Annotated in this window: 4 protein-coding genes and 1 pseudogene; 3 read left to right on the forward strand and 2 right to left on the reverse strand. The window is 62.4% G+C overall.

Translation table 11 applies throughout. The annotated features are described in order from the left end of the window. Positions 1–449 (forward strand): annotated as a pseudogene (locus QOC89_RS18175) (deoxyguanosinetriphosphate triphosphohydrolase); the annotation flags it as partial. A 469-nt stretch (positions 450–918) separates the two neighbouring features. Here QOC89_RS18175 and QOC89_RS18180 read toward each other — a convergent pair. Together QOC89_RS18180 and QOC89_RS18185 are read right to left on the reverse strand one after the other, a co-directional pair. Continuing rightward, on the reverse strand, positions 919–1299 hold the full coding sequence (locus tag QOC89_RS18180; protein ID WP_323046295.1) for a DUF883 family protein: 381 nt from the start codon (positions 1297–1299) through the stop codon (positions 919–921). Positions 1300–1635: 336 nt separating this feature from the next. Next, complete coding sequence (locus QOC89_RS18185; RefSeq protein WP_323046296.1) at positions 1636–2361, reverse strand: OmpW/AlkL family protein; 726 nt, start codon at positions 2359–2361, stop codon at positions 1636–1638. 187 nt (positions 2362–2548) lie between these two features. Here QOC89_RS18185 and QOC89_RS18190 point away from each other — a divergent pair, with 187 nt between their 5' ends. Both QOC89_RS18190 and QOC89_RS18195 read left to right on the forward strand, forming a co-directional pair. Beyond that, positions 2549–3256, forward strand: a complete 708-nt coding sequence (locus QOC89_RS18190) for a transposase (RefSeq protein ID WP_054036587.1) — start codon at positions 2549–2551, stop codon at positions 3254–3256. A gap of 297 nt (positions 3257–3553) precedes the next feature. Beyond that, positions 3554–6905 (forward strand): glutamate synthase central domain-containing protein (locus QOC89_RS18195; RefSeq protein WP_323046297.1); only part of this gene is annotated, 3352 nt, incomplete at its 3' end.

Here is a 6905-nt window from a genome sequence, read left to right on the forward strand (position 1 = left end):
CGGCGCGTGGCGATTTCCCGCAGATCGAAGGGCGACGGCTGATTCACGAGACGGTGCGCCGCATCATCAACACGTTGATCGTCGACCTGATCGATACGACCTTGCTCAATCTTGCAAGGCACGCGCCGGACTCGCTCGACGACGTGCGGGCCGCACCGCCGCTGGTGGCGCACAGCGAAACGATCGCCGCGCAGGCTGCGACGCTCAAGCGCTTTCTGTTCAAGAACCTCTATCGACACTATCGCGTCATGCGCATGGCCAACAAGGCGCGCCGCGTGGTGGCCGGGCTGTTCGATGCGTTCACGGAAGATTCGAGGCTATTGCCACCCAGCTATCAATCAACGGACGCGTCGATGCAACCGCGGCTGATCGCTCACTACATCGCGGGAATGACGGATCGCTATGCGGTGAAGGAATACCAGCGGCTGTTTGTGATCGACGACAACTGATAGGCTGCGGCCAGGGGTGGGCGGCTACATGGTTGCGGCGTGGGCCGCAATCCGCGCCGAGGGAGGTGCTACGCCGTCAGCGTCGCGCGTGTCGGCGCGTGTCGGCGCGTGCGCGCGTGGTGTATAGGCGCTATTTTGGATACTTGTACAGACTAGCGACTACCGCGGGCTGCGCGGATCGAGATCCGGCCTGAGGCCCTGTGCCAGTTAGCGGCGCGAGATCGCGGGCCGCATGCGACCCGAGACCTACGCTAGAAGCTCGTGTCTCTGGCATTAGTTTTCCGGCCGCGTGCCGCCGAGCCGTTAAACGCGACGCCCTGCCGACTCGCTACTTGCCGTAGCCCGCGCTCACCCGAACTTGCATAGCGCAGCCGCGCCCAACGCACCCGCAGCTCACGCACCCGCGGCTCACGCACCCGCGGGCTCACGCACCCGCGGGCTCACGCAGCCGCGGCTCGCGCAGCCGCGCCTAACGCAGCCGCGCCGCGAACAGCGCGCCCGCAATCAACGCAACGCCGCCGACGATCGCCACCGTCTGCCACGGATTCTCATGCACGTAATCGTCGGCGTCGGCAATCGCGACTTCGGCGCGGTCCCGAACGGCTTCGCGGGTGTCGTTCAAGCGGGCACGCGCTGCGTCGAGCTGCTTGCGCAATTTGCCGCGCAGCGCCACGGCGTCTGCCTGGGTGCCGTCTGCCAGCGTGGATTCCAGCTCCGACATCAAGTTACGCAGTTCGCCTGCGATATCTTCGGCTGCATGGCGGCTATGGCGAGCGATACGCCGCGCGCGGCGGCTGGTGGTGGTCCAGGATTCGCCGAGGGCGTCTCGCGTGTTCGGAAGTGCTGTCATGGTCGCTCCGTCGATGAGGGTGAAGGGTCCCACGCTGTCACGCAGACACGCGTTGTCACGCGGGAAACACCCTGAAGACGCAACTTCGGTGCCAAACCGGCAGCCCCTCTACACCGTGGCGCCGCCCCACATTCCTCAGCAGATATTGCACGAGCTGGCCCACCGATGGGTCAAATTTACAAACGCTTCCGCTCGCGCACTGGCGTGAGCTTCGTACGCTGCAAATGGTCTCCGGCCGCGCGCGAATCAAAAACGCCGTCATTGAATGCATGACGGCGTTGTCCAAGCCCCGAAAATTCGACTACCCTAACTCAACGGCCCCAATTTCGTGACGCGTTAGAAACGGTAACCGATGTTGACGTAGCTAACGATAGGGTTCAGTTTGATCTTGGTTTGCGACTGCACATTCAACGTACCAACTGGAGTGTTGGCGGCGGTGTTCAGCTTGGCAGTCGTGCTGAGCGGCAGGTACGAGATCGAGACACCCGCGAACCAGTGCTGGTTGAACGCATAGGTGAAACCCGCATTAAACACCGGCTCCCACGAACTATCCGTAGAGACGCTGGTCGGACCATGCAGAACACCCGCCTCGAACGCGCCATTGGTGATCTTTTCGTCGGTGAACCAGATGCGGCTCACACCAACGCCGAGATACGGGCGGAACGTAGCGGTCGGGGCGTTGAAGTAGTACTTGAACAGCAGAGTCGGGCTCCACTGTTTCGCCTGACCGAGCTTGCCGAATTGTTCGAGGTTGCCCGTGCCGTTCAGGTCGAACGAAGGCGGGACGCCGATCACGAACTCGGTAGCAATGTGGTCGGTAACGAAGTAGCCGGCGGTGAAGCCGATCGTGTCGGCTGAACTGAGTGATGCACCCGTATTGGCTTCGGTGATGTTGGTCGGGCTGCCGCCTATGCTTGTCACTCTCAACGGCTCGCTGCTCGATTGAGGCGCAAGATGGAACCAGCCTGATGTGATGTAAAAGCTTCCGGCCGATTGCGCGTGCGCTGCCGTTGTCATACAGGCTAGCGCCGCGATCCCCGTTACGGCCTGTTTTAATTTCATATGTGCTCCTCCAGAAAAGGCCCGCTCATTATGACTACAACGTTTGAAACAAACCATACGCGGCGGTTAGAGCTTTCTCCCTAGGCTCCGCGCGGTTTCTGGCTTAGCCGTGCTGCGCCGAACCCCGGGCGCGCGCGGTTCTTCGGACCTTCGGGTATGTACCAACGCGACTATTGGATACTCCAGCATGGCACGGCTTGCACGTCTCTATGTCCCTGACCAGCCTCAGCACGTCATCCTCCGCGGACTCGATCAGCAGCCCGCATTCGTCGACGACCAGGACTACGAGCTTTTCATCGACTGTTTGAAAGCGGCTTCACGCGACCACCACCTGTCCATCCACGCGTATGCGTTGATGCCGGGCTCGGTGCAACTGCTCGTCACGCCGACCGAGGAGTCGAGCCTGCCGAAGGCGATGCAGGCCGTAGGGCGCCGCTACGTGGCGCACTTCAATCGGCGTTACGCGCGCCGCGGCACGTTGTGGGAAGGCCGCTACCGCGCCACCGTGATCGAAGGCGAGCGCTATTTCCTGCTGGCGAGCCGCGTTGTCGAGATGTCGCCGGTGCGCGCGGGGCTGGTGAGCGCGCCCGAGGACTATCGCTGGTCGAGCTACCGCCATCACATCGGCCTGACGCTCGACAGCCTGATTACCGACCACCCGCTCTACTGGTCGCTCGGCAACACGCCGTTCGAACGGCAGCGCGCTTACCGAGAACTGTGCGAGCAGCCGCTCGATGAACGTGAAGCCAGTCAGCTGCAGCAGGCCACCCTGAAAGGCTGGGTTCTGGGCAGCGATACCTACCGCGAGTGGGCGGCGCGGGCCGCTAACCGGCGCGTATCGCCGCTACCGCGCGGGCGGCCGCGCAAGGTGCGCGAAACGCCGCAGACGCAATAAAGCGTTTCGAATCAAAGGGCCTTACTCCGAACGGCATTTTCGAATGCCGTTTTCTTTTGCACTTTTTGATGTGGCACCAATAAAAAATGACCGCAATGCACCAACTTGATAATTGGGGATCGACCATCACGTTTTATTTGCTGTTCCGTTGATTCGTCGCGTATATTCCGAATTCCGGCGCTTTTTGGGATGTGCACCATCTTGCGTACTGAATTCGCCGACGCGGTTGCGGTGCGAACTGCGGCAATAGAAAAACGGTTTTAACGGCCTGACCGGCCCCTCACAGACGGTGTCCCCATGAACGACCACCAGCAACCCGCTCACCCGGTTCCCGCCGCGCAAGGTCTGTACGACCCGCAAAACGAACATGACGCCTGTGGCGTCGGCTTCGTTGCCCATATCAAGGGCAAGAAAAGTCACGAGATCATCGAGCAAGGCCTGAAGATTCTCGAGAACCTCGACCACCGGGGCGCCGTCGGCGCCGATCCGCTGATGGGCGACGGTGCCGGCATCCTGATCCAGATCCCGGACGGTTTCTATCGTGAGGAAATGGCCAAGCAGGGCGTCGTGTTGCCGCCGCACGGCGAATACGGTGTCGGCATGGTCTTCCTGCCGAAGGAACACGCTTCGCGTCTCGCCTGCGAACAGGAACTGGAACGCACGGTGAAGGCCGAAGGCCAGGTCGTGCTGGGCTGGCGCGACGTGCCGGTCGACCCCACCATGCCGATTTCGCCCACCGTCAAGGCGAGCGAGCCGTTGATCCGGCAGATTTTCATTGGCCGCGGCAAGGACATCATGGTGACAGACGCGCTCGAACGGAAGCTGTACGTGATCCGCAAGACCGCGAGCCACCGCATCCAGGCGCTCAAACTGAAGCACGGCAAGGAATACTTCGTGCCGTCCTGCTCGGCGCGCACGGTCGTCTACAAGGGTCTGCTGTTGGCCGGCCAGGTCGGCGTGTACTACCGCGACCTGCAGGACGAGCGCACCGTGTCGGCGCTGGCGCTGGTGCACCAACGCTTCTCCACGAACACGTTCCCGGCGTGGGAACTGGCTCACCCGTACCGGATGATTGCCCACAACGGCGAAATCAACACGGTGAAGGGCAACGTCAACTGGCTGAACGCCCGCACCGGCGCGATCGCGTCGCACGTGCTCGGCGACGATCTGCCGAAGCTGTGGCCGCTGATCTATCCGGGCCAATCGGACACCGCCTCGTTCGACAACTGTCTCGAACTGCTGGTCATGGCCGGCTACCCGCTCGTCCACGCTGTGATGATGATGATCCCGGAAGCCTGGGAACAGCACACGCTGATGGACGACAACCGCCGCGCGTTCTACGAATACCACGCCGCGATGATGGAGCCATGGGACGGCCCCGCCGCCATCGCCTTCACCGACGGCCGTCAGATCGGCGCGACGCTCGACCGTAACGGCCTGCGTCCGGCGCGCTACATCGTCACCGACGACGACCTGGTCATCATGGCGTCGGAAGCGGGCACGTTGACGATCCCCGAGTCGAAGATCGTCAAGAAGTGGCGTCTGCAGCCGGGCAAGATGTTCCTGATCGACATGGAACACGGCCGCATCATCGACGACAAGGAACTGAAGGACAACCTCGCGAACGCCAAGCCGTACAAGAGCTGGATCGACGCCGTGCGCATCAAGCTCGACGAAATCGAGCCGAAGGCCGAAGACGTCGCGACGGAACGCCGCGAACCCGCTGCCTTGCTGGATCGCCAGCAGGCGTTCGGCTACACGCAGGAAGACCTCAAGTTCCTGATGGCGCCGATGGCGCAAGCCGGCGAGGAAGCCGTCGGTTCGATGGGCAACGACTCGCCGTTGGCCGTCATGTCCAACAAGAACAAGACGCTCTATCACTACTTCAAGCAGCTGTTCGCGCAAGTCACGAACCCGCCGATCGACCCGATCCGTGAAAACATGGTGATGTCGCTGGTGTCGTTCGTCGGTCCGAAGCCGAACCTGCTGGACACGAACAATATCAACCCGCCGATGCGGCTCGAAGTATCGCAGCCGGTGCTCGACTTCAAGGACATCGCGAAGATCCGCGCGATCGATCAGTACACGGGCGGCAAGTTCAGTTCGTACGAACTGAACATCTGCTATCCGGTGGCGTGGGGCAAGGAAGGTATTGAAGCGCGCCTGGCCTCGCTGTGCGCGGAAGCCGTGGATGCGGTCAAGTCCGGCTACAACATGCTGATCGTGTCGGACCGCAAGACCGACCGCGACAACGTCGCGATTCCGGCCTTGCTGGCAACGGCCGCGATCCACACGCATCTCGTCCAGCACGGTCTGCGCACCAGCGCGGGTCTCGTCGTGGAAACCGGCTCGGCGCGGGAAACCCACCACTTCGCGTTGCTCGCGGGCTACGGCGCGGAAGCCGTGCACCCGTACCTCGCGATGGAAACGCTCGGCCAGCTCGCGGCGGGCCTGAAGGGCGACCTGTCGGCGGAAAAGGCGGTCTACAACTTCACCAAGGCAGTCGGCAAGGGCCTGATGAAGGTCATGTCGAAGATGGGCATTTCGACCTACATGTCCTACACCGGCGCGCAGATTTTCGAAGCGGTCGGTCTGGCTGAAGACCTGGTGGTGAAGTACTTCAAGGGCACCTCGTCGAAGGTCGGCGGGATCGGCCTGTTCGACGTCGCGGAAGAAGCGATCCGTCTGCACCGCGACGCGTTCGGCGACAACCCGATCCTTGCGAACATGCTCGACGCGGGCGGCGAATACGCGTACCGCGTGCGCGGCGAAGAACACATGTGGACGCCGGATGCGATCGCCAAGCTGCAGCACTCGGCGCGCAGCAACTCGTACCAGACGTACAAGGAATACGCGCATCTGATCAACGATCAGACCAAGCGCCACATGACGTTCCGCGGCCTGTTCGAATTCAAGTTCGATCCGACCAAGGCGATCCCGCTCGACGAAGTGGAATCGGCGAAAGACATCGTCAAGCGTTTCGCCACCGGTGCGATGTCGCTGGGCTCGATCTCGACCGAGGCCCATGCCACGCTGGCTGTCGCGATGAACCGCATCGGCGGCAAGTCGAACACCGGCGAAGGCGGCGAGGACGTGAACCGTTATCGCAACGAACTGCGCGGCATTCCGATCAAGAACGGCGACACCATGAAGTCGGTGATCGGCGACGAAGTGATCGTCGACATCCCGCTCAAGGACGGCGATTCGCTGCGCTCGAAGATCAAGCAGGTGGCGTCGGGCCGTTTCGGCGTGACGGCGGAATACCTCGCGTCGGCTGATCAGATCCAGATCAAGATGGCGCAAGGCGCGAAGCCGGGCGAAGGCGGTCAACTGCCGGGCCACAAGGTATCCGAGTACATCGGCAAGCTGCGTTACTCGGTGCCGGGCGTGGGTCTGATCTCGCCGCCGCCGCACCACGACATCTACTCGATCGAAGATCTGGCGCAGCTCATTCACGACCTGAAGAACGCGAACCCGGCCTCCAGCGTCTCGGTGAAGCTGGTGTCGGAATCGGGCGTCGGCACGGTTGCCGCGGGTGTCGCCAAGGCGAAGGCCGATCACGTCGTGATCGCGGGCCACGACGGCGGCACGGGCGCTTCGCCGTTGTCGTCGGTGAAGCATGCCGGCACGCCGTGGGAACTGGGTCTGG

Source organism: Paraburkholderia sp. (assembly GCF_034668105.1).
Classification (GTDB): domain Bacteria; phylum Pseudomonadota; class Gammaproteobacteria; order Burkholderiales; family Burkholderiaceae; genus Paraburkholderia.

What these genes read in the sequence shown, in the direction of transcription:
- QOC89_RS18180 (WP_323046295.1), bottom strand. Translation starts at nt 1,299, where the DNA reads ATGACAGCACTTCCGAACACGCGAGACGCCCTCGGCGAATCCTGGACC.
- QOC89_RS18185 (WP_323046296.1), bottom strand. Translation starts at nt 2,361, where the DNA reads ATGAAATTAAAACAGGCCGTAACGGGGATCGCGGCGCTAGCCTGTATG.
- QOC89_RS18190 (WP_054036587.1), top strand. Translation starts at nt 2,549, where the DNA reads ATGGCACGGCTTGCACGTCTCTATGTCCCTGACCAGCCTCAGCACGTC.